The sequence below is a fragment of the Enterobacter sp. DC1 genome (assembly GCF_000568075.1).
Taxonomy (GTDB): Bacteria; Pseudomonadota; Gammaproteobacteria; order Enterobacterales; family Enterobacteriaceae; genus Enterobacter; species Enterobacter asburiae.
The window spans coordinates 683986-706877 of record NZ_AZUA01000001.1; the positions used below are offsets into that span (position 1 = coordinate 683986).

Sequence of the window (22892 nt, forward strand, 5' to 3'; positions counted from 1 at the left end):
AGAACATCGAATCTTTCTCGACGTAGCCCGCATTTAATAACGCCATTCCCTTTATGGAGCGGCGTTATGTCAGACGAATTTTTTCTCTCCCTCCGCCACTGCCTGCATCATTTGTACGGCGTGGCGCGCACCCTTTCCTGGCTGCATTTTCTTCCCCTGGCCCTGCTTGCGCTGGCGATTTTTCCGCTGACCGGCTGCGGTGATAAACACGAAAATAAGCCCGATCCTGTGCGAACGGTACGCTACGTCGTGGTTGGCACCGCCCAAACCCTTCCCGCGCTGGAAAGAACCGGTGAGATCCATGCCCACGATGAAACGACCCTGAGCTTTCGCACCGGGGGCCGGATACTGACGCGTAGCGTCGATATTGGTGACGGTGTCACCGCCGGACAGCTGCTGGCCACGCTTGACAACACGACCGGGCAAAACCAGCTCGACGGCGCTGAGGCCGACTATGAAGGCGCCAAAGCCTCGGCGCAGGTCGCCGCGCTTAACGTCAGTCGAATGCAAAAGCTCATGCCAACGGGTGCGATAGCCCGCACGCAGCTCGACAGCGCCCGTGCGGACTGGCTTGTCGCCAGCGCGCGCTTAAAAAGCAGCGAGGCCGCGCGGCGAAATGCCCGCGAAAGCCTCGGCTGGACGCGCCTGATCGCGCCGCAGGCGGGCGTCATCACGGCCGTGAACGCCTCTGCGGGACAGGTTGTCAGCGACGGTCAGTCCGTGCTGACGCTGGCAACGGGTGAAGCCCGCGACGTGGCGTTTGATATTGCCACTCCGGATGCGATCCCGCCTCTGAATAAGGCGGTTTTGCAGGTTTCCCTCCTCAGCGACCCGTCGGTACAGGCGTCTGCCGTGCTGCGGGATATCACCCCGCAGGCCGATCCTCAGACCCGCACCTGGCGCGTCAGGGCCACCCTGCAAAACCCGCCCGCGGCCATGGCGCTGGGCGCCAGCGTTACCGTCACGTTGCCATCGTCAGCCCCGCAGGGGTACACCCTTCCCGCGTCCGCGCTGACCCGCATTGGCGACAAACCGGCCGTTTTTGTGATTACCCCGCAGTCGCGGGCGCAGCTGCGCGCGGTGGTGCCCGCGAGCTATACGGCCTCCTCCGTCATGATTGCCTCCGGCCTTGAGCCGGGCGACAGGGTGATTACGGCGGGCGTGAGCACATTGCGGTCCGGCGAGCCGGTGATGGTCGGAGAGGTTCAGCCATGAACACAGGACAGGAAGCCAAATTTAACCTCTCCGCCTGGGCGCTGAAGAACCAGCAGATGGTCAGCTTTTTTATGCTGCTGGTGATTGCGATGGGCGTGTTCTGCTATGAGAAGCTGCCGCGTAACGAAGATCCGGCTTTTACCATTAAAACGGCCGTCGTCTCCGCGCAGTGGCCGGGAGCCTCCGTGGCGGATACCACCCGCCTGCTGACCGATACGCTTGAAAAAAAGCTGCAGGAAACGCCCTGGCTGGACTATCTCGAAAGTGAAACCCGGGCCGGACGCACCGTTATCCACGTCAACCTCCGTGACGATACGCCCCCGCAACGCGTGCAGGATATCTGGTATCAGGTTCGCAAAAAAATGCAGGACATCGCGCCGTCCCTGCCTGAAGGGGTGCAGGGCCCTGCCGTGGACGACGAGTTTGACGACACGTTCGGCACAATTTATGCCTTTATTCCCGAGGGCTTCACCCTGCGGGAGGTGCGGGATCGCGTAGAGACAATACGGCGCGAGCTGATGTCCCTGCCGGATATGGGCAAAACCACCCAGCTGGGCGAACAGCAGGAGCAGTGGGTCCTCGCCTTTTCTCCGGCGCGCCTGGCCGGGATGGGGCTCGATATTCAGGAGATTGCTGACGCCCTCCGGGCGCAAAACGCGGTTGTTCCGGCAGGAACACTGCGTACCGGGCAGGAGAACATGGCAATAAAGGTCAGCGGGGCGCTCACGACCGAAGAGAGTTTACGGGCCGTCACGCTGCACGTAAACAATCGCTACATTCCGCTGACCGACATTGCCACCGTCACCCGGGAAATCGCCGAGCCACCGGCCCCGGCCTACCGGGTGAACGGCAAGCCGGCTATCGGGCTGGCGGTGTCGATGGCGCCAACGGGCAACATGCTGCGTTTCGGTGCGGCGCTGAACGCCAGAATGGCGGCCCTCAGCGTCGGGCTGCCGCACGGTATCGAGATGGTGAAAGTCGCCGATCAGTCAGCGGTGGTCAGCGACGCGGTAAGCGGGTTTATCCGGGTGCTTATCGAAGCCGTTATTATCGTGCTGGCGGTTTCATTTGTCTCACTGGGCTTACGGGCCGGACTGGTGGTGGCGACGGCCATCCCGCTGGTGCTCGCCATGACGTTTGCCGGGATGATGCTCGCAGGTATTGGCCTTCAGCGTATCTCGCTCGGGGCGCTGATTATTGCCCTGGGCCTGCTGGTGGATGACGCCATGATCGCCGTCGAAACGATGGTCTCCCGGCTGGAGGCGGGGGATTCCCGTCGGCACGCGGCTACCCATGCATTCAAAACGACGGCCTTCCCGATGCTCACCGGTACTCTGGTGATGATTGCCGGCTTTATTCCCGTTGGTTTTGCGGCCTCCAGCGCCGGTGAATACTGTTTTTCCCTGTTTGCGGTGGTGCTCATTGCCCTGCTCTGCTCCTGGGCTGTCGCGATCCTGTTTTCGCCGCTGACGGGCACGTGGCTGCTGCCGGAAAAAGTCAGACATCACGCGGCGGGACCCGGCAGGATCGCGCGCGGGTACGGACGGCTTTTACGTCTGGCACTGCGTCAACGGGCCGCTACCGTGCTGCTCGCTCTTTCCGCGCTGGGGCTGTCCGTGTACGGCACGACGTTTATGCAGGGCGAGTTTTTCCCCGCTTCGGACCGGCCTGAGCTGCTGGTCAGCCTGACGCTTCCGGCCAACGCGTCGCAGCCGGAAACGTTAAGAGAGGTGGAAAAGCTGGAAAAGGCGCTGGCCGGCAACGGCAACATCAATCGCTATTCGACGTACGTCGGGTCGGGCGCCATCCGTTTTTACCTGCCGATGGACGTGCTGCTGGAAAATGAAAATATCGCCCAGATGGTCGTGGTGGCTAAGGATCTTGAGGCGCGGGATCGTCTGCATGCGCAGCTCAACAGGATCCTGGCGACGCAGTTTAGCGACATCATCACGCGCGTGTCGCCCCTTGAGCTGGGGCCGCCCGTCGGCTGGCCCATCAAATACCGGGTGAGCGGGCCAGATTATCTGCAGGTCCGGGCGTTGGCGAACCGTCTCACGGACGCGATTGGCCAGTCCCCGTTCTCACGCGACGTTAACCAGACGGCCGGAGAGCCGGAGAGGGTCATAACCCTTGAGGTGAATCAGACGGCGGCCAGGGCGGCGGGAATATCGTCAGAAAGCCTCGCCCGCACGCTGAACACCGTCTGGTCCGGCAGCGTTGTCACGTCTATCAGGGATAACGACCGCCTTGTCGACGTGGTGCTGCGGGCCACGGACGATGCGCGTCACAGCACCGCCACACTCTCCTCGCTCACGATTCAGGGGAATGACGGTAAAAAAATTCCGCTCAGCGCCGTTGCGACGCCGGTCTGGGGCGTGGACGACCCGGTCATCTGGCGTCGCCAGCGCGTGCCCTTTATCACGGTGCAAACGGATCTTGCTCCGGGGCTGAAGGCTGAAGCGGTATCCGCGGCGCTTCGTCCGGCGGTCGACAAGCTGCGCGCGAGCCTGCCCGCAGGTTACAGCATTGAAGAGGGCGGCGCGGTTGCCGAATCAGATAAGGGGAACAGCTCAGTCTTTACCGTTCTTCCGGTGACGCTGGTCCTCATGCTGTTGCTGCTGATGCTTCAGCTGCGGCGATATTCCCGGATGCTGCTGGCCCTCCTGATGGCCCCGTTTGGCTTGCCGGGGATCGTGCTGGCTATGCTGCCCGGCGGCACGCCGATGGGGTTTGTCGCGCTGCTGGGCGTCATCGCCCTGGCGGGGATGATCGTACGCAACGCGGTGATATTGATTAGCGAGGTTGACAGCAATCTTGCTCAGGGGATGGCAAACGATGCCGCAATTATGGCGGCCGCGGAGCACCGGGCCAGACCCATCTGCCTGACAGCCTGCGCCGCCATTCTGGGCATGATCCCGATCTCTCATCAGGTCTTCTGGGGGCCAATGGCCTATGCGATTATCGGCGGGCTGCTGGTCGCGACGCTGGTGACGCTGACAGTGTTACCCGCGTCGTTTAGCCTGCTGCTACAGTGGGGCGCTCAGCGCAACGCCACAGAAGACGGACTGCGCTGAGGCCCCCCTCGTTCCCCGGCCGATTATGCGGCGGTCAGCGCAAAACGGTCTTTCAGGACATGGCGGATTTCATCCTCCGCCAGCTGCCGCGTTTCAGTGCCGTTCGCCGTGATGGTTTTCAGCATATCGCCCAGTAAAATCTGGCGTCCCTCCGGGCTGTGCTGCACCACCACCCGCTTCTGCACAAAGATGGCATCAGGGTGCGTGGAGTTAAGGTAGTTGGCCGGAACGAAGTCAATCCATTCCTGAGGGGTGAGATCAAAGCCGTACTGCCGGGCCCACTCTCCCTCCACCTTCGCCTCAAGCAGATACTCACCCTCCGCGCTGCGGCTTAGCCGGAACGTGTCGAAATCCTGCGTGATATCCACATCAAGCGCGTCCAGCGCCATCGGCGCACGAATGCCGTAGCTGCCGAAACCGAGGTCGCAAAGCCACTGTCGGCTATCTACCTCAGCGACGATCGCCATGTGGGTTTTCGGCCGCCGCGCGGGGTAGAACATCGGGCGCGCCGCCACGAAGCGGTAAGGTATCCCTAACGCCGCCAGCGCCATGGCAAAAAGCCCGTTTACCTCATAGCAGTAGCCGCCGCGCCCCTGCGTTAACACCTTATCGGCGATATCGTCTGGCGCCAGCGAGACAATTTTGCCCGCCTGCACGTCCAGATTCTCAAAGGGAACGGAAAAGAGCTGATGACGCATCAGCGCATGCAGGGTGGCCGTATCGGCAGCCGCCGGTCCGGTATAGTTTATGCGGTTGAAATAGGTGGAAATGTTGAAGTTATCGCTGTGCATAATGCCTCCTTGTCCTGAACATGCCGGACACTATAGATGGCGCGCATCAATGGCTGTATAGTCAGTTTTATCGAAAATTAGCCTGAACAGTTACCCATGTCTGCCCCGTCCCAGCCCTCTCCCCACTATCGCCGTATTGCGGATATGCTGCGTCTTACCATTACGTCCGGCGCGCTGCGCGCCGGTGACAGGATGATCTCCGCGCGCAAACTGGCCGAACGCGAGCGCGTTAGCCTTCCGACGGCGCTGGAGGCCCTTCGCTGCCTCGAGGCTGAAGGGCTGATCGTTGCGCGCCCGCGTTCAGGCTATTACATCCGCCAGACCAGCCAGCCTCCGCGTGCGGAGCCCGCTCGCTCCACGCCGGGCCCGGTCCCCGTCACCATGTCCGCCGTGGCCCGGTCGCTGTTCAGCAGTGCAGAAGCCCGGCTGATCCCGCTGGGCGCCGCCCTGCCCGATCCCGCGTGGCTGCCGGGAGATGCCCTGCAGCGGGCGTTGCACTCTGCGGGCCGTCGTCTGGACGCGCATGGACAAAGCTACAGCCTGCCCCCGGGAAGGCGGGATTTGCGCAGTAAGATTGCCGCGAGCTCTGCCCAGTGGGGAGCCCGGTTCGGCGCGGACGATCTCATTATTACCGCAGGCGCGACGCAGGCGCTGCGCCTGGCCCTTCGGGCCGTGTGCCAGCCGGGTGACGTCGTGGCGATTGAGCAGCCAGCCTATTTTGGTACGCTTCTGCTGCTGGAGGATTTAGGCCTTAAGGCTTTAGCTATCCCCACCGACCCTGTGGAAGGCCTGCTGCTGGAACCGCTGGCGGACGCCATTCGCTGCCACCGCCCCGCGGCCGTTCTGGCCTCGCCCACCGTGCAAAACCCGCTGGGTGCCAGCATGCCCGTCGCGCGCAAGCAGGAACTGGTTGCCCTGCTTGAAGAGGCGGGAATTCCTTTGATTGAGGACGATGTTTACGGTGACCTGGTCGGCGAGGGGCAACGTCCTCCGGCCTGCAAGGCGTTCGACCAGAGCGGGAATGTGATTTACTGCAGCTCCCTGTCTAAAACGCTTGCGCCCGGATGGCGAATCGGCTGGATCGCCGCCGGACGCTACTCCCCGCAGGTCTTACAGGCCCGCATGGCCGGAGACTGGGCTGGCGCCCCGCTGCTGGAAGCGGCGACGAGCGAGGTTCTGGCGAGCGGGGACTACGATCGCCATCTGCGGCGGCTGAAGCGCCGGATTGCAGAGGGCGTTCACGCCGTCGTGGCGCAGGTCAAGGCGAGCTTTCCACCCGGTACGCGCGTTAACGTACCCGCAGCCGGTTTCCTGCTGTGGGTAGAACTGCCTCAGCGGGTCAACGCGCTGGAGGTGCACCGTCGCGCGCTGGCGCTGGGCATTGGCGTCAGCCCTGGCCCCCTGTTTTCTCCGGCCGCGGAGTTAACGCACTTTCTGCGGCTGAACTGTGCAAACGAACCCACGCCCCGCCTGCTGAACGCCGTGGAGCAGATTGGCGCGCTGTGTCACGAGCTGGCTGCTTTCACACCAGACTCTCCAGCCACTCGGTAAAGACCCGCACCTTGCGGGAGAGGTGACGGTGTGGATAGAGCAGTGACAGCTTGCGGTCCGGCGAACGATAGTCCGGCAGGACTTCAACCAGAAGGCCGCGGTCAATGTAAGGCTGGAGAAAGAGATTCATCCCCTGCATTAACCCCAGCCCGGCCAGGCCTGCCGCGATGTAGGCCTCGGAGTTATCCACGACAAGCTTACCGGGCAGGGTAATCTCCGCGATGCCTTCTGGCGTGGTAAACGTCCACGGATGAATTTGTCGGCTGCGGTTATTAATCCAGTTGATGGCCTGATGTTTGCGTAAATCATCCGGCGTTTCTGGCGTACCGTGTTGTGCCAGCCAGGCCGGGCTGGCGCAGGTCGTGATTTTGATGTTCCCGATTTTACGCGCGATATACTCGCCGTCCTCCAGCTCTCCCACCCGCAGCACGCAGTCCAGGCCATCCCGCAGCATATCCCGACGGCGGTCAGAGCTGCTCAGAATGATGTCGATCTCAGGATGCTGACGATAAAAATCAGGCAGATTGGGTATCACCCGCAGCGTGGCAAAAGAGACCGGCATATCCACACGCAGCTGGCCGTGTATTGCCCGGTCCGTACCAAACGACTCCAGTAATTCGTCCGCCTGCGCCAGCAGGGGTTTACTCCGGCGGTAAAATGCTTCCCCATCCGGCGTCAGGCTAATCCGACGCGTTGTGCGCTGCAGTAGCCGCGTGCCGCTGTGCTGCTCCAGAAGCTGTAACGCTTTGGTGACCGCCGGACGATGGACCTGCAGATTCTCCGCCGCCTGGGTAAGACTGCCTGACTCGACAATTTCAATAAAAATTCGAATAGCTTCAAAGAGGTTTATTTGCATAAGGGACGCTTTTGCCGCGAGCAGGATAAAATGATTGTTATTAATTTTATAACAGTGATGAATCTTTTTGGCTATTTTTCCTAACAATTCTGCGCCCTACACTCTTCCCCATTCAAACGTAAGGAAGAGTCTGCTATGAAAAATAACCGTATTTGTCAGATCCTGGGCATCGAAAAACCTGTTATTCAGGGGCCGTTATCCTGGCTCACGGATGCCCGCCTGGTCGCTGCGGTCAGCAATGCCGGAGGGCTCGGCGTGCTGGGGCCCAATGCCGGTTTAACCGCCGACACAGCGGTCTCCACGCCGGAAGAGACCGCCGAAAAAATGCGCGAGGAGATTCGTAAAACCAAACGGCTGACCGAAAAACCGTTTGGCGTGAACCTGATCCCTACGGCCGTTAATGACGTCTGGACAGGGCCTATTCTTCAGGTGGTGAAAGACGAAGGCGTCAGGGCCGTGGTGTATACGGGCTATGGGGAAGGCAGCATTATTCCCGCCCTGTTCAGCGAGTTAAAAGAGGCGGGGATCGCCATTATCTACCGGGACATCAACCCAACGCCTGAGAACACCCGCCTCGCAGAAGAAATGGGGGCTGATATTATCGTCGCCACCGGTTTTGATGAGGGCGGAACGTTACCCGCAACGGCGCTTGGCACCTTTTCCATCGTGCCGCTGATTGCCGATGCCGTGAAGCACGTCCCGGTGATGGCCGCGGGCGGAATTACCGATAATCGCACCGCCAGAGCGGCGCATGCATTGGGCGCGGAAGGCGTGTTTGCCGGTTCAGTGTTTATCAGCACGGAAGAAAGCCGCGTGCCGCAGAGCGTCAAAGAGAAAATTGTTGCCGCCAACGGCCTCGACTTGCTGCTTTTCCGCACCGTGCCCCATTACTACCGCTCTCTTCCCGGCAAGCTGGCGGAAAAACTGGCGTCGATGGATAAAGCAGGCGCAAGCAACGAAGCGCTGGGCAAGGCGATGGGGGGATTACGGGGCCTGCGTCTTGGCATGCTGGAAGATAATACCGATGAGGGCTATATCGCGCTCGGCACGGGAATTGGGAACATCCGCAGCGTGAAAAGCGTGGCCGAGGTTGTGAATGCGTTAACGGTTGAGTAAGCCCTTAACCCTGATGCTGTGGACGCTGCCCAGGAGCGGCGTCCGCAAACCGTCTGCGGCCCTTTTCACACATTGAGGATTAAGCGTTCTTTAACAACAGCGTCAGGATTGGCTCTTTTTATCGCTGCCAGAAAAGCCGTGAAATTATGATTCCAGAGGGTGAGATTGTTATAAAACTGCACCTGCTTTTCATTAGCACCGTCACGGTAAATAACAATCCAGACCCGTCTGCTGTTTATCTCGGTATTTCCCGGCCCGATCTTAATAATATTAGCCAGCGCAATCTTACGGGTGACGTTGTTTTTAACTTCATATAAAAACTGGTCATCATAAAACCAGGTTTTACCTGCATTCCCGCCAAATATCGACGGGTTGGCAGATATCTTTTTCATCCCGTTGCGGTCTGTAATGATGCGTTTTGCCTGGCGAATGCGTCTGACAAAAAATCCTGACAGGATGAAAAGCGCAATCAGGGGCAGCGCGACTGATATCATTTTTAGATTCTCGTGCATATCCCTGCCCCACCATCTATTATTCTCAGCGCGTGAGTATAACGCGCCGATCGTTTATGACAACAACCCTTACGATCAGGGAATAATCCGCGCGGCTCTCATCTGCGCGAACAGGCTGAAAAACATCTCATCGGTCGCCTGCATTTGCGTGAAGCCCGACCGCCGGAGTTTGCTCCCGTCACCAAACATGTCGTAATCCCAGCTAAAGACAAAATCGGCAAAATGCCCGTCGCTCAGCTGCAAAATATCCGCTTCCGCCAGCCCCTCTTCGGCAAGCTCGCGCCATACGCCGCGATAGTCGTTAAACAGCTGATGAAATGACAGCCTCACCGGCGGCGCAGAGTCCAGTTCAAACCAGCGTGCGATGCGCGGCCACAGCTCGCTCCAGCGCCAGATATCGCCATTGTTCACGTTGAACGCCTGATTCTGTGCCGCAGGTGACGCGGCGGCCCACACCGTGGCCTCGGCCAGCAGCCCGGCGTCGGTATGGTCAACGATGCTGTGCCAGGCCTGTTCCGAACCGGGGAAACGCAGCGGTAGCCCCAGCGCCTTGCACAGGGAGGCGTACAGGGCGATGCTCAGCGCAAGGTTCATGGCATTACCCGGTACCGCACTTCCCACCACGCCCGGCCTGATGGCATTCCAGTGCCAGCCTTTCCCCCGCTGAAACTGGCTGAGCCACGTGAGCTGTGCGGCGTTAAACTCGGCGCCCGGCACGCCGGGATCGCTTTCCCGCGCCGGCGTTTTAAACGGCCCCAGATGCGCACCATAGACTTTGTATCCCTGCATCAGGCTTACCGTCTGCAAAGGCGCCGTTTTTTCGAGGGTGCTGACCAGATTACGCAGCATGGTGACGTTCGGCTCAACCATATCCGTCCAGTTCGCCGCGTTCGCCCAGGCGCTGTAAAAGATGTGGGTGACACCGTTCAGGGCGTGCAGCGCCCGTGCGGTATCCTGCGCATCCAGTAAATCGACGTTCACCACGGGAATGCCGTCCGGATGGGTTACCGCGTGGCGACTGAGGCCGATCACCTCCCACTGATGGTGCAGAAGCGTGTTGACCAGCTGTCTGCCGACAATGCCACTGGCGCCCGCGACCAGGGCGACGTTGTGTTGCTGCATCTTATTCATGGTGTTTCTCCGGAAAGGGTGACAGACGCAGTGTGATATATTATTTTTTCTGGAGATATCCCCTGAAACCGATGGCACTTATAAGCAGAATCATTAAATGAATAATAAGCTCACTGCCATTTCTACCTTTCTACGCGTCGCTGAAGCGGGCTCGTTTTCGGCGGCCGCCCGTCAGACCGGCATTAAGCAGTCCGCCGTCAGTCAACAGATCGCGGCACTTGAGGATGAGCTTGGCGTGGTGCTGCTGCACCGTACGACGCGTACGATGAAGCTGACCGAACAGGGTGAACGTTACCGGCGTGATATGCAGCTTGTGCTGGACGCAATGGGGGAAGCGGAGAGGCGTCTGCATCCTGTTGACCATAGCATTCAGGGACGCGTCCACGTCCAGCTACCGAGCGGCCTGGGGCAGATCGTTTTGCCGCATCTGCTGGCGCTACAGCACCTGCATCCCGAACTGCAGCTGATGATTTCCCTGGATGACCGCCTTGCCGATCTGGTGACGGAGGGCGTGGATGTTGCGATACGGCTGGGCAGTGAGCCTCCGCAGGCGCACGCGGCTCGCGTGCTGGCGCGAATTGAAGCCGCGCTGTTTGCCGCTCCCGGCTTTCAGGCGGTACATGCCGTCAGCGAACTGACCACGCTGCCACACGTACGGTTCAGTGGTATTCCGCTGGATGCCCCACTGCGCCTGATTGCTGACGAGGAAACGGTCGAGGTCAACGTGAATACCGTTTTCCGTGCCAACACCAGCGACGCGCTGCTGCAGGCGCTGGAGTCCGGCATCGGTATCGGCGGCATGCAGCGACCGCTCGTGGCCAGGGCGCTGCAGGCGGGCACGCTGGTACCGGTGCTGCCCGACTGGCGGTTACCCGATCGCTTCCTCTATGCCGTTTATCCTGACGCCCGCTTTATTCCGCAGCGCGTCAGAAAGGTCGTCAGCGTGATTGAGCAATTACTGCCTGAAATAATAAAGAAAAACTGATTGTTTCCGCCGTAAATCACGTGCATTTTTTAACCGCAAGGAATAGAGTGTTTTTACCGTATCCCCTCTTTCTGGAGCACGTATGCCGGAGTACCGTTTTTTCCAAAAAGGCCCGAACCTCATTGCGATTGAGAGTGCAAACACCGATGCGGCCGCTCAGCTCATCGCTCAGGGGTTTGAAAAACAGTTTGAGGAGATCGGCGCTGCGGATGAAAAAGAGGCGCTTACCCGCCTTGCGGATATCCGTAAAAATAATGAGATCGATCGCCATAACTTCCTGGCCGGTGCGGGCGAAATGCCGCTGATCGGCGCGTTGGCGGCTGCGGCAACCTGGTTGGTGCAAAAGAAATAACGCAGCCATCTTCTACTTCGCCACCGGCAAATCGGCGTACCGCGTCGTATAGGCCGGTGACAGCATCTCACGCTTCATCGCCCACGATTTCTCAATACCCTGCCCGGCGAACCAAATCTTCCCTTTGCCGGAATGATTTACGCTGTCCATCATCTCCATCAGCGCCGCGCTGTTGGCGCGCAGACGATTATCGTCAAACAAGTTAAGCTGGGCGACGCCGCTGCTGAAAAAGTCCGCCAGCATGACCCCGGCTTTCATATAGCGATATCCGTCGAGCCATATACGCCCCAGCGCCTCCGTGGCGGCGCGGATGATATCCCGCGAGTCATTAGTGGGCGTCATCAGGGTGACAGAAGCCTGATTGCCGTAATAAATTTCGTTGTCCGCGTGCGGGCTGGTGCGCACAAACACGCTGATAAAACGACAGTATTGATGCTCGCCGCGCAGTTTTTCCGCAGCGCGTTCCGCGTAGGCGCAAATGGCCTGGTGCATCTCCTCATACTGCGTAATACGGTGTCCAAACGAACGGCTACAGATGATTTGCTGCTTCGTGGGGGTGAACTCTTCCAGATCAAGACAGGGCTCATCGCGAAGCTCGCGGGCCGTCCGCTCCAGTACCACGTTGAAATGTTTGCGAATGACCCAGGACGACGCTTCCGCCAGCTCCAGCGCCGTGGTGATGCCCATAGCGTTGAGCTTTTTCGTGATGCGCCGCCCTACTCCCCACACCTCCTCTACCGGAACCTTTTCCAGCAGCTTACGCTGCCGCTCGCGGCCTGAGAGATCGACCACGCCGCCCGTGCTGGTCCAGCGTTTCGCCGCATAGTTGGCCAGCTTAGCCAGCGTTTTGGTCGGGGCAATACCGACGCCGACGGTTAAGCCCGTATTTTTTAAGACCTCTGTGCGCATCTGGTGACCGAACGCTTCCAGCGACAGGTAGTGGCTGACCCCTGAAACGTTCACGAACGCCTCATCGATGGAGTAGATCTCTATTGCCGGGGCGAGATCGGTCAGCGTCTGCATTACCCGACTGCTGAGATCGGCATACAGCGCATAGTTCGAGCTAAAGACGTAAACTTTTGACGGATATAGCTTTTCTTTGAATTTAAAATACGGCTCACCCATTTTTATGCCGAACTGCTTTGCCTCCCGCGACAGTGAAATGATGCAGCCGTCGTTATTGGACACCACCACGATGGGTTTCCCCTCCAGATCGGGGCGGAATACCCGCTCGCAGGAGGCATAGAAGCTATTCACATCAACCAGCGCGAACATGTTTATGCGTTTTGAGCGTGTGGGTGACGACGCCGAAGATCTGCAGCTCCTCTTCGGAATGAAAGGTAATCGGCTGATAGCGGGCATTATGCGGCAGAAGTCTCAGAGCCGGACGAGTCTGTAGCTCTTTCACCGTAAACTCACCGGCGACCGACGCCACGACGATATCCCCATGTTCGGCATTTAACGAACGATCGACCACCAGCAGATCGCCGTCGCCGATCCCCGCCCCAATCATGGAGTCTCCACTCACCTTGATAAAATAGGTCGCACTGGGGTGCCTTACTGCCAGCCGGTTAAGATCGAGACGATCCTCCACATAATCCTGCGCCGGGCTGGGAAACCCACAGGCAACACGTTCTAAAAATAAAGGTAATTCAATGACTTGTTTTGATTGATAAGAAAAGAGAGTGTCCATAATGCCTTTCTCGCCAGATACTGTATATAAATACAGTATTACGGATTATGGACAAGGATCAAGGTCATTTCCGGAGGCGAACCCAAACGCGTTGAAGTTTGAGCGGTTTTAATTTAGCAACGTTGCCCGCCGATAACCTGCCCTACGGTTCTCCCCTGGAAGGCGTTAAGAGACGCGCCAATATAAGTCATGTAAAAGTCATATAACAAATAACTTCACGATGACTGATATAAAAATCAAATCACTTTTCAATCACTGCATATTGACTTTAAAGCCAGATAAAAGCATATTTTACAGCACGAATTAACAAGACTTACTGGAGAATATTTTCAATGCCAGCCCGTGACTATCCAGACAAGCGTGTTGCACGCGGTCTGGCAAAAGAGGCCGATCTCAGGATGTTGAGCGCCCGCATCGATCCCGACCTGATGGAGTACATCAGAACCACCGCCTTTGAGACGCGTAAGAGTAAGCAAGAGATAGTGGCGGAAGCGTTAGCGCTCCACAGACAGAAAAGTCAGACAGGACCCTAAGCGCGCAAAGCCGGAAGCACCCTTCAGGCTTTGCGCGTGTTACCTTTAATCCATCAGCGAATTCAGCGTTTCCAGTGCTTCAGGCGGTAACTGCAGATCCGCTGCCGCGAGGTTTTGCCGCAGATGCGCCACGGAAGAGGTGCCAGGGATCAGCAGAATATTCGGGGAACGCTGCAGCAGCCATGCCAGCGCTACCTGCATTGGCGTTGCGCCCAGTGAATCCGCGACGGCCTGCAGCCCGGAAGATTGCAGAGGCGTAAAGCCTCCCAATGGGAAGAACGGCACATACGCGATCCCCTGCTGCGCCAGCAGATCCACCAGCGCGTCGTCACCCCGGTTCACAATGTTGTACATGTTCTGCACGCACACCACCGGCACCATCTTCTGCGCTTCCGCAACCTGGGTGGCCGTAACGTTGCTCAGGCCAATATGACGCACCAGACCCTGCTGCTGTAATTCGGCCAGGGTGGAGAGCGGTTCAGCAATCGACCCTTCCGCCGGCCCGTGTGCACTAAACATGATCCGCAGATTCACCACGTCCAGCACGTCCAGCTGCAGATTACGCAGGTTGTCATGCACCGCCTGAGTCAGTTCCTGCGCGGAAAAGGCCGGCAGCCAGGCGCCTTTATCGTTGCGGCGGGCACCAATCTTGGTGACGAGCGTCAGATCGTCCCGGTAAGGGTGAAGCGCCTCGCGGATCAGCTGGTTAGTGACATGAGGACCATAAAAATCACTGGTATCAATGTGGTTCACCCCCGCCGCCACCGCTTCGCGCAGCACGTCCAGCGCGGCCTGCTTATCCTTCGGTGGACCAAAGACGCCCGGCCCGGCGAGCTGCATCGCACCGTAGCCCAGTCGTTTAACCGTCCGCGTCCCGAGCGCGTACGTCCCGCTTTTATCAATGCTGCTCATGTTAACCTTCCTCATAAAAATGATCCGGATTTACAACAGGTTCCCTCAAAGAACCTTTAGTTAAGCGCGAGTTAATTAAAGTTTAAATTCTCTACGACGATAGTAATGAAGTAACCCTGCATCTTCTCTAACGGACGACCGCTATGCTGAAAAACCTGCACGTGATTACCGGTATTATCTTTGCCCTCACCATATTCTGTCTGCTGCAAGTTGTCACGGGAGGGTTGTTCTACTCTGCCGTCAGCAACGATCGCCATAACTTCCAGAATTCCGGCGTGCTCAATGCCCAGCAGGAAAGCCTGAGCGACAGCGTGAACACGCTGGTGAAAACGCGCGTTACCGTCACCCGCGTGGCGATCCGCTACCTGAAAAACCAGCGCGACCCGGCTTCCCTTGCGGCGATCAATAAACTGCTTGGCACCGCAGCCGACTCGCTGGCAAAAGCCGAAGCCTATAACAAAGAGTGGCAGACGCTGCCGCAGGTTAACGGCCAGGAGGCAGCATTAACCGACGAGATGCAAAAATCCTGGAACCAGATGCACGAAGTGATGCGCTTATCGATTGAGTATCTGCGTGCCGACAACTACCAGGCCTATGGCGATCTGGACGCGCAGCAGGCGCAGGACGAGATGGAAGCGGTCTATAACCGCTGGCGCGCCGAAAACAACACCCTGCTGAAGGCCGCAACCGAAGAGAACCAGAGCAGCTTCACGCAGATGCAGTGGACGCTGGCGGCTATTCTGCTGGCCGTTATCGCGGTTCTGGTGGTCATCTGGCAGGGTTTACAGCACCTGCTGTTAAAACCCCTCCACTCCATTATGAACCATATTCGCGCCATTGCAGGGGGCGACCTGACGCAGGATATCGCCATCTCTGGTCGCAACGAGATGGGGCAGCTGGCCGCCGGCCTGCATGAGATGCAGCAGTCGCTAGTAACTACCGTCAGCGCCGTACGGGGAAGTACGGATTCCATCTACACCGGCGCAGGCGAAATTGCCGCAGGAAGCAACGATCTTTCCGCCCGCACCGAGCAGCAGGCCGCCTCGCTGGAAGAGACCGCCGCCAGCATGGAAGAGCTGACCGCGACGGTTAAACAGAACTCCGATAACGCCCGTCAGGCCACGCTGCTGGCGAAAAACGCCTCTGAAACGGCCGCGCGCGGCGGTCACGTCGTGGATAACGTGGTTCGCACCATGAACGAAATCGCCGACAGTTCGCAGCAAATTGCGCATATTACCGGCGTGATTGACAGCATCGCGTTCCAGACCAACATTCTGGCGCTTAACGCAGCGGTGGAAGCGGCGCGCGCCGGGGAACAGGGCCGTGGTTTTGCGGTTGTTGCAGGCGAAGTCCGTACGCTGGCGAGCCGCAGCGCGCAGGCGGCAAAAGAGATCAAAGGGCTTATCGAGAACTCCGTCAGCCGGGTGAATACCGGTTCTGAGCAGGTCAGCGAGGCTGGCACCACCATGAAGGAAATTGTCGCCGCCGTCACCCGCGTGACCGATATCATGGGTGAGATTTCATCAGCCTCTGACGAGCAGAGCCGCGGTATTGAGCAGGTGAGACTGGCCGTTTCGCAGATGGACAGCGTGACGCAGCAAAACGCCGCGCTGGTGCAGGAGTCCGCCACGGCGGCTGCGGCACTGGAAGATCAGTCCGAGCAGCTGCGCCAGGCGGTAGCGGCGTTTCGCCTGAACGGCAAAGAAAAAGCGGTCGCCCCGCGCCCGGCCAGTCTAAAAACGCCACAGCTGCTGCGCCCGGCGACGACTACCGCCTCTACCGACAGCAACTGGGAAACGTTCTGAGTCACCGGCGGGCGAGGAGATCGCCCGCTAGCGGCTGCGCTTGGCGTGCCGCTCCCAGTTTTCCTGTTTTGCCTCATCCGATTTTCGCAGTGAAACATAGCATGCCCCGCTGCCGCCGTGATGCGGCAGCGCCACGCAGAAGGCCTGCACTTCCTCAAACTCGGTTAACCAGCGCGCCAGATAGCTGCGCACCACATTGGGATGCGAGTTTTGCTCACGCCCTTTCCCGTGAATGATAATCAGATTGCGTAACCCGTCGCGTCCGGCCTGGCGAATAAAAGAATAGAGCATCTGACGGCAGCGTTCGGCGGGCTGACGCAGGAGGTTTAAGCTGGCCTGGCGGGCGTATTTACCCGAGCGCAGCTTATCAATAACGCCCTGCTGTACCCCTTCGCGCTGGAACGCCAGCGGTTCCTCCAGGGGAAGCACGTCAAGAAAATCCAGCGTCAGGAAGTTATCCAGCTGTTCGCTATCCACCTCCTCGCGCGCCCGCGTATTGCGGCTGGGCTGCCAGTGAATATCCGCGCAGCGCTTCAGGGGCTGGACATCTTCCATGGCGTCAAGAAAAAATGATTTGTCGTCAGGGTTCATGGACATCCTCCGGCTACATCTGAGGATTGTACTATACCTGCGCCAGAGACCGGCCTCAATCACCGTTACAGGGCGATGCGCGGCAATAATATTAACCTGATGAATATATATAGTAATTATTAAATAGATTTAAATCAGACTTAACTAAAATTTCAGCAAAGGTAAAATACGTGATTTATGTTAAAATTTCGTGAAATCAATCACTCGCCCGCCTTTCATTTTTCGGGAAAAGTGTTATACCTAAATATACCTGCCCCATGGAAATAATACCCAGGATTGGCGAAAGGACGCACTGCTGTGTGTACTATAGGGTCTGTCTGATGTCGGGCAGATCCTGTTTTTTTAACAGGCATTTCACGCGCCGATTAATTTTCTCGCTTCCCTTCTGAATTGCGTAATTAATGATTCCGCCAGGGGCGTCTGACGTGAATCACGGCGCTGAATTAAATAATAGGCCGCTTTAGGAAGCGATTCGACAACCGGCAGCATAACCAGACGGTGCGCCAGCAGCGGGTCACAGCCTAGCTCCTGCGGCAATATGCTTAAAAAATCACTTTGCGCGACCAGGCTAATACAGGAAGAAAATGTTTCGCAAACCACACCAATTCGCGGTATTTGTGAACGATCGCTAAATACCTCTTCTAATTGCTTATAATAACTTCCACGCGGCGTCGGCATTGTCCAGTTATAATGCAGAAGTTCATTAATTGACTTTGCTCCCATTGCCGGGTGACCTTCCCGACAAAATACCGCAAACGGTTTTTCGAAGAGCTTTTCAAACGTAAATTCCTGGTCGTAAGGTCCCTGATAATAGGTGTTGATGGTGAAGTCCAGTTCGCCCTGGCGTAATTCATTGATCATCGACACCAGCTGCCCTTCCATAATCCGCACCTTGACCTGCGGATGCTGCGCATGAAAGCGGGTGATAACGGCGGGCATCAGCGTGCGTGAAACGCTGGCCCCCATTCCGATGTTGATCTGTCCGGCCAGCTCACCCTGCCGCTGACGGATGTCATCCTGCGCCGCACGCAGCTCTTCCAGAATCAACCTGGCGCGCTGGTAAAAGCCCTCGCCGCATTCGGTCAACGCGACGCCCTTACTCCTGCGCACGAAAAGCTGCGCCGCCATGCCCTCCTCCAGCTCTTTGATGGATTTGGTCAGCGCCGGCTGGGAAAGATTCAGCGTCCTGCTGGCACCGCGAATGCTGCCCTGACGCGCAACCTCAACAAACGCCCGGATTTGATGGAATTTAATCTGGAATGTCATAGCCCGACCGATAACCGTTGTTTATCAGAGTAAAGAAACTGTCATCTACTTTAATGGAAAGGGATGTGCGAGGGTAATTCCTGAACGGTTAAAACTGTGAAAAATCGGTTAGTGATAAGTAAAAACTATCACAGCGTGAAGCAGTTCACATATTTTAATGATGACAGGAACAGATATGGACACACTGGCGCAGTACATCCAGACGTTATCCCCGCAGCTGAGCGCATGGCGTCGTGATTTTCACCATTTTGCGGAATCCGGCTGGGTAGAGTTTCGTACCGCCGCGAAAGTCGCGGAAATCCTCGACTCGCTGGGTTACGAACTGGCGATGGGTCGCGACGTGGTGGATGCCGAAAGCCGGATGGGGTTGCCCGATGCCGCTACCCTGGCGCAAGAGTTTGCCCGCGCGCGGGCGCAGGGCGCGCCTGAGAAATGGCTGGCGCCGTTTGAGGGCGGGTTTACCGGCATTGTGGCGACCCTCAATACCGGGCGTCCCGGACCGACGCTGGCGTTTCGCGTCGACATGGATGCTCTTGACTTAAGCGAAGCGCTTGATGAAAGCCATCGCCCGTTTCGCGACGGTTTTGCCTCCTGCAACGCAGGGATGATGCATGCCTGCGCGCACGACGGCCACACCACGATTGGTCTGGGACTGGCGCGGGTGCTTAAGCAGAATGAAGCGCAGCTCAACGGCATCCTCAAGCTGATCTTCCAGCCTGCCGAAGAAGGTACCCGCGGCGCGCGCGCCATGGTTGCCGCCGGGGCGCTGGACGGCGTGGACTATTTCACGGCCATCCATATTGGTACCGGCGTCCCTGCCGGAACGGTGATTTGCGGCAGCGATAACTTTATGGCCACCACCAAGTTCGACGTGAATTTTACCGGCGTTGCCGCACACGCGGGCGGTAAGCCGGAGGACGGACGTAACGCCCTGCTCGCCGCCGCGCAGGCCGCCCTCGCCCTGCACAGCATCGCCCCGCACAGCGACGGCGCCTCCCGGGTGAACGTCGGGGTGATGCAGGCGGGCAGCGGACGCAACGTGGTGCCCGCGAATGCCCTGATAAAGGTTGAAACCCGCGGCGAAACCGAAGCGATTAATCAGTACGTCTTTGAACGCGCGCAGGCGGTTATTACCGGCGCAGCGACACTCTACGGCGTGAGCGCCGAGATGCGCCTGATGGGTGCCGCGACCTCCAGCGCGCCGACGCCGGCGTGGGTGGATTATCTGCGCGAACAGGCGAGCCAGGTTTCCGGGGTTGTTCACGCCATCGATAAGGTGAAGGCGCCAGCGGGCTCCGAAGACGCCACGCTGATGATGACCCGCGTGCAGGAGAACGGCGGCATGGCGTCCTATATGGTGTTCGGCACGGATTTGAGCGCCGGACATCACAACGAAAAATTCGACTTCGATGAGCAGGTCATGACCATCGCCATTGAAACGCTGGCGCGAACTGCGCTCAATTTCCCGTGGACGCGAGGTGTGTAATGCAGGAGAACTACGCTTTTATTGCCGATGCGATCGACACGCGATGTCGGACGTTAACCGATATTGCCGACGCGATCTGGGATCGTCCTGAAACCCGCTTTGAAGAGTTCTGGTCCGCCGAACGGCTCGCCAGCGAGCTAGAGTCAGAAGGATTCACGCTGACGCGCGAGGCTGGCGGCATCCCCAACGCCTTTGTCGCCAGCTTCGGCAGCGGGAAACCGGTCATTGCCCTGCTGGGTGAATACGACGCGCTGGCCGGGTTAAGCCAGCAGGCGCACTGCGCAACGGCGCAATCCGCCACGCCGGGAGCCAACGGCCACGGCTGCGGGCATAACCTCTTAGGCACCGCGGCGCTGGCGGGCGCGGTGGCGGTGAAAAGCTGGCTGGAGCAGCACGGCGGCAGCGGAACGGTGCGTTTTTATGGCTGTCCCGGCGAGGAAGGTGGCTCCGGGAAAACCTTTATGGTGCGCGAAGGCCTGTTTGATGACGTCGATGCCGCCGTCACCTGGCACCCGGAAGCCTTCGCCGGGATGTTTAACGTCAGCACCCTGGCGAATATTCAGGCTGCCTGGCGTTTTCACGGCGTGGCGGCACACGCGGCCAACTCCCCCCATCTGGGACGCAGCGCGCTCGACGCCGTGACGCTGATGACCACCGGCACCAACTTCCTCAACGAACACATCATTGAGAAAGCGCGCGTCCATTATGCCATTACCGATACCGGCGGGATTTCACCCAACGTGGTGCAGGCGCAGGCTGAGGTGCTGTACCTGATCCGCGCCCCGGAGATGGCCGATGCGCAGCAGATCTACGAACGCATCGAGAAAATCGCCCAGGGCGCGGCGATGATGACCGAAACCACCGTCGAGTGTCGCTTTGATAAAGCCTGCTCCAGCTACCTGCCGAACCGCACGCTCGAGGCGGCGATGTATCGCGCCCTGCAGCACTACGGTACGCCAGAATGGACCGCCGAAGAACGCGCCTTCGCCCGCGAGATCCGCGCCACCCTGACGCCCAACGATCTGCAAAACAGCCTGAAAAATATTGCCGCAACGGGGGGTGACGCGGGTAAAGCCTTTGCCCGTCGTCATCAGGAGACGCTGCTGGTGGATGAAGTCGCGCCCTATGCCATCACCGACAACGTGCTGGCGGGTTCAACCGACGTGGGCGACGTCAGCTGGAAAATGCCGGTCGCCCAGTGCTTTAGCCCCTGCTTTACCGTCGGCACGCCGCTGCACACCTGGCAGCTGGTGGCGCAGGGGCGTACCTCCATTGCCCATAAAGGCATGCTGCTGGCCGGAAAAGTGATGGGGGCAACCGCGCTCAACCTGCTGCAGGACGCAGCGCTGCTGAAAAAATGCCGTGAAGAGTTCGAACAACAATTACAAGAAAAACCGTACGCGTGTCCGATCCCACAGGGCGTGACACCGTCACCTTTAAAATAAAAAAACACAACACAACAACACAACACTCCCGAGGAACGCCCATGAGTATGTCATCCATACCTTCGCATTCCCCATCCGGTAAGCTCTATGGCTGGGTTGAAAGGATCGGCAATAAAGTGCCGCACCCTTTCCTGCTGTTTATCTATCTGATTGTGATTTTGATGGTCGCCACCGCCGTGCTATCCGCCTTTGACGTGAGCGTGCGTAGCCCGGCTGACGGCAGCCTGGTGGCGGTAAAGAACCTGCTCAGCGTTGACGGGCTGCACTGGTTTTTACCCAACGTGATTAAGAACTTCAGCGGCTTCGCCCCGCTGGGCGCCATTCTGGCACTGGTGCTGGGCGCCGGGCTGGCGGAACGCGTGGGCTTGCTGCCTGCACTAATGGTGAAGATGGCTTCCCACGTCAGCGCGCGTTACGCCAGCTATATGGTGCTGTTTATCGCCTTCTTCAGCCATATCTCCTCCGACGCCGCGCTGGTGATCATGCCGCCGATGGGGGCGCTGATTTTCCTCGCCGTCGGGCGTCATCCCGTGGCGGGCCTGCTGTCGGCGATTGCGGGCGTGGGCTGTGGATTCACCGCCAACCTGCTGATCGTCACCACCGACGTGCTGCTCTCGGGCATCAGCACCGAGGCGGCGAAGACCATCGATGCGGCAATGCACGTCAGCGTGATCGACAACTGGTACTTTATGGCAAGCTCGGTGATTGTCCTGACGATTGTCGGCGGGCTGATTACCGACAAGATCATCGAGCCGCGCCTGGGTAAATGGGAAGGCCGTAGCGATGAAAAGCTGGACACCCTGAGCAAAGAGCAGCGCTTCGGCCTGCGCGTGGCTGGCGTGGTCTCGCTGGCCTTTATCGCGCTGGTGGCGCTGATGGTGGTGCCGGAAAACGGCATATTGCGCGATCCGGTTAAACATACCGTCCTGCCGTCACCGTTTATTCAGGGCATCGTGCCGCTGATTATCCTCTTCTTCTTTGTCGTTTCGCTCGCCTACGGTATCGCGACCGGCAAAATCCGCCGTCAGGGCGATCTGCCGCAGCTGATGATCGAGCCGATGAAGGAGATGGCGGGCTTTATCGTGATGGTGTTCCCGCTGGCGCAGTTTGTGGCGATGTTTAACTGGAGCAACATGGGCAAGTTTATGGCCGTGGGCCTGACCGACGCGCTAGAGGCGGCCGGATTAAGCGGCGTACCGGCGTTTGTCGGTCTGGCGCTGCTGTCATCCCTGCTGTGCATGTTTATCGCCAGCGGGTCTGCCATCTGGTCGATTCTGGCCCCGATCTTCGTGCCGATGTTTATGATGCTGGGGTTCCACCCGGCGTTTGCCCAGATCCTTTTCCGCATCGCGGACTCCTCGGTGATTCCGCTGGCGCCGGTTTCGCCGTTTGTTCCGCTGTTCTTAGGCTTCCTGCAGCGCTATAAACCCGAGGCCAAACTGGGTACCTACTATTCGCTGGTTTTACCCTACCCGCTTATCTTTTTAGGGGTATGGCTGGTGATGCTGGTCGCATGGTATCTTGTCGGCCTGCCGATTGGGCCGGGGATATACCCGAGGCTGAACTAAAGGAATGAGG

General features: G+C 58.6%; 20 protein-coding genes. 11 read left to right on the forward strand and 9 right to left on the reverse strand.

From position 1 onward, the window contains the following. The first annotated feature begins 66 nt into the window (after positions 1 to 66). Both P346_RS18165 and P346_RS18160 read left to right on the forward strand, forming a co-directional pair. Positions 67 to 1215 (forward strand): efflux RND transporter periplasmic adaptor subunit, encoded by a 1149-nt coding sequence (locus P346_RS18165; RefSeq protein ID WP_032657629.1) that lies wholly within the window; start codon positions 67 to 69, stop codon positions 1213 to 1215. Continuing rightward, on the forward strand, positions 1212 to 4289 hold the full coding sequence (locus P346_RS18160; RefSeq protein ID WP_032657631.1) for an efflux RND transporter permease subunit: 3078 nt from the start codon (positions 1212 to 1214) through the stop codon (positions 4287 to 4289). The genes P346_RS18165 and P346_RS18160 overlap by 4 nt, the downstream gene beginning before the upstream one ends. Before the next feature lie 23 nt (positions 4290 to 4312). Here the strand turns inward: P346_RS18160 and P346_RS18155 are convergent, their stop codons facing one another. Next, positions 4313 to 5080: an arylamine N-acetyltransferase family protein gene (locus P346_RS18155; RefSeq protein WP_032657633.1), complete on the reverse strand. Its 768-nt coding sequence runs from the start codon at positions 5078 to 5080 to the stop codon at positions 4313 to 4315. Positions 5081 to 5176: 96 nt separating this feature from the next. On the opposite strand from P346_RS18155, the gene P346_RS18150 reads away from it, so the two are divergent. Next, positions 5177 to 6631, forward strand: coding sequence for an aminotransferase-like domain-containing protein (locus P346_RS18150; protein ID WP_032657635.1), 1455 nt, complete (start codon positions 5177 to 5179; stop codon positions 6629 to 6631). Here the strand turns inward: P346_RS18150 and P346_RS18145 are convergent. Beyond that, entirely contained in the window at positions 6603 to 7487 is an 885-nt protein-coding gene (locus tag P346_RS18145; RefSeq protein WP_032658317.1) for a LysR family transcriptional regulator, read from the reverse strand. The two genes, P346_RS18150 and P346_RS18145, sit on opposite strands and share 29 nt — an antisense overlap. 135 nt (positions 7488 to 7622) lie before the next feature. Between P346_RS18145 and P346_RS18140 the strand changes: the two genes are divergently transcribed. After that, positions 7623 to 8603 (forward strand): NAD(P)H-dependent flavin oxidoreductase, encoded by a 981-nt coding sequence (locus P346_RS18140; protein WP_032657637.1) that lies wholly within the window; start codon positions 7623 to 7625, stop codon positions 8601 to 8603. 65 nt (positions 8604 to 8668) lie between these two features. Here P346_RS18140 and P346_RS18135 read toward each other — a convergent pair whose 3' ends face one another. After that, positions 8669 to 9115 (reverse strand): hypothetical protein, encoded by a 447-nt coding sequence (locus P346_RS18135; protein WP_032657639.1) that lies wholly within the window; start codon positions 9113 to 9115, stop codon positions 8669 to 8671. Positions 9116 to 9190: 75 nt separating this feature from the next. Next, positions 9191 to 10246 carry an SDR family oxidoreductase gene (locus tag P346_RS18130; RefSeq protein WP_032657642.1) on the reverse strand — a complete coding sequence of 352 codons (1056 nt, stop codon included), beginning with the start codon at positions 10244 to 10246 and terminating at the stop codon, positions 9191 to 9193. A 97-nt stretch (positions 10247 to 10343) separates the two neighbouring features. Here P346_RS18130 and P346_RS18125 point away from each other — a divergent pair, with 97 nt between their 5' ends. Beyond that, a complete protein-coding gene (locus P346_RS18125) occupies positions 10344 to 11231 on the forward strand; it encodes a LysR family transcriptional regulator (RefSeq protein ID WP_032657645.1) in 888 nt (295 codons plus the stop codon). 82 nt (positions 11232 to 11313) lie between these two features. After that, a complete protein-coding gene (locus P346_RS18120) occupies positions 11314 to 11583 on the forward strand; it encodes a hypothetical protein (protein WP_032657646.1) in 270 nt (89 codons plus the stop codon). A gap of 12 nt (positions 11584 to 11595) precedes the next feature. On the opposite strand, the gene umuC is transcribed toward P346_RS18120, so the two are convergent. Further along, positions 11596 to 12858, reverse strand: a complete 1263-nt coding sequence (gene umuC / locus P346_RS18115) for a translesion error-prone DNA polymerase V subunit UmuC (protein ID WP_032657649.1) — start codon at positions 12856 to 12858, stop codon at positions 11596 to 11598. Next, positions 12842 to 13276, reverse strand: a complete 435-nt coding sequence (gene umuD / locus P346_RS18110) for a translesion error-prone DNA polymerase V autoproteolytic subunit (protein ID WP_032657651.1) — start codon at positions 13274 to 13276, stop codon at positions 12842 to 12844. Before umuD ends, umuC begins: the two co-directional genes overlap by 17 nt. A 332-nt stretch (positions 13277 to 13608) precedes the next feature. On the opposite strand from umuD, the gene P346_RS18105 reads away from it, so the two are divergent. Next, positions 13609 to 13809, forward strand: coding sequence for a hypothetical protein (locus P346_RS18105; protein WP_032657653.1), 201 nt, complete (start codon positions 13609 to 13611; stop codon positions 13807 to 13809). 45 nt (positions 13810 to 13854) lie between these two features. Here the strand turns inward: P346_RS18105 and P346_RS18100 are convergent, their stop codons facing one another. After that, positions 13855 to 14721, reverse strand: a complete 867-nt coding sequence (locus tag P346_RS18100; RefSeq protein ID WP_032657654.1) for an aldo/keto reductase family oxidoreductase — start codon at positions 14719 to 14721, stop codon at positions 13855 to 13857. A 143-nt stretch (positions 14722 to 14864) separates the two neighbouring features. Between P346_RS18100 and tcp the strand changes: the two genes are divergently transcribed. Further along, positions 14865 to 16526 (forward strand): methyl-accepting chemotaxis citrate transducer, encoded by a 1662-nt coding sequence (tcp, locus tag P346_RS18095; RefSeq protein ID WP_032657656.1) that lies wholly within the window; start codon positions 14865 to 14867, stop codon positions 16524 to 16526. Positions 16527 to 16553: 27 nt separating this feature from the next. On the opposite strand, the gene smrA is transcribed toward tcp, so the two are convergent. Both smrA and P346_RS18085 read right to left on the reverse strand, forming a co-directional pair. Next, positions 16554 to 17117 (reverse strand): DNA endonuclease SmrA, encoded by a 564-nt coding sequence (gene smrA / locus P346_RS18090; protein ID WP_032657658.1) that lies wholly within the window; start codon positions 17115 to 17117, stop codon positions 16554 to 16556. Between the two features lie 354 nt (positions 17118 to 17471). Then, positions 17472 to 18383, reverse strand: coding sequence for a LysR family transcriptional regulator (locus P346_RS18085; RefSeq protein ID WP_032657659.1), 912 nt, complete (start codon positions 18381 to 18383; stop codon positions 17472 to 17474). Positions 18384 to 18558: 175 nt separating this feature from the next. Here P346_RS18085 and P346_RS18080 point away from each other — a divergent pair, with 175 nt between their 5' ends. The 3 genes from P346_RS18080 to abgT are packed head-to-tail and all read left to right on the forward strand — an operon-like array spanning position 18559 to position 22882. Then, the gene (locus P346_RS18080; RefSeq protein ID WP_032657661.1) at positions 18559 to 19869 is read left to right on the forward strand and encodes a M20 family metallo-hydrolase; all 1311 of its coding nucleotides are present in this window, start codon (positions 18559 to 18561) and stop codon (positions 19867 to 19869) included. Continuing rightward, complete coding sequence (locus P346_RS18075) at positions 19869 to 21314, forward strand: M20 family metallopeptidase (protein ID WP_032657663.1); 1446 nt, start codon at positions 19869 to 19871, stop codon at positions 21312 to 21314. The genes P346_RS18080 and P346_RS18075 overlap by 1 nt, the downstream gene beginning before the upstream one ends. 41 nt (positions 21315 to 21355) lie before the next feature. Further along, positions 21356 to 22882, forward strand: a complete 1527-nt coding sequence (gene abgT / locus P346_RS18070) for a p-aminobenzoyl-glutamate transporter (protein WP_032657666.1) — start codon at positions 21356 to 21358, stop codon at positions 22880 to 22882. Positions 22883 to 22892 lie beyond the last annotated feature (10 nt).